A 634-nucleotide genomic window follows, 5' to 3' on the forward strand; every position below is an offset into this window, starting at 1 on the left:
GGCCAATGCGGGGTGGTGGGCCATGGTGCGGAACAGGTTGCTGGGGATGCCCCAGGTGGCGATGCTCAGCTCGTAGGCGGCTTCCACTTCGGCGTTCATACCGGCGCGGGGCAGTGGCGGCACGCGGGTGCCGGTGTTGGGCAGGACGAGTTCGTCGGCCATCGGTTCAGTCCTCCAAGGGGTGTGACGCGGGCGTCTCTCGGGTGCGACCGGTGGGGACTCGTGGTCACGGGAACGTGAGCCGGACCAGTTGGGGGTCGTGGTCGCTGACCTGGTCGGCGAACTCGGCGTTGACGTGGACGATGCCGTAGCCGTAGCCGTAGCCGTCTGCGATCAGGCTCGGGCTGAGCAGGACGTGGTCGAGGACTTGGGCGTTGCCCTGGTAGATGTAGGTGTAGCGCTGCGCTTCGGGCAGGGTGGCGGGCAGGTCGGTCAGATTGAGGTTCTGCAGCGTCCGTAGCGGTGGCGAGAACTCGGTGTCGTTGAAGTCGCCCGCGAGCACCAGTCGTGCGTTCGGGTCGCTGTCCAGCAGCCAGCGGGCGAATTCGCCCAGCAGGGCGGTCTGCTCGCCGCGCGGGACGCGGCTGGGTGTGCGGGGCGGCTGGAAGCGGCCGAAGGTGGGGTCGTCGCCGCG

At 69.1% G+C, this 634-nt stretch carries 1 protein-coding gene; it reads right to left on the reverse strand.

What is annotated here, in order from left to right; genetic code table 11:
• Positions 1-226: 226 nt before the first annotated feature.
• Positions 227-634, reverse strand: a 408-nt coding sequence (locus tag ADL03_RS49225; RefSeq protein ID WP_197289203.1) for an endonuclease/exonuclease/phosphatase family protein, incomplete at its 5' end; no start/stop codon positions are given.

Source organism: Nocardia sp. NRRL S-836 (genome assembly GCF_001279525.1).
Lineage (GTDB): Bacteria > Actinomycetota > Actinomycetes > Mycobacteriales > Pseudonocardiaceae > Lentzea.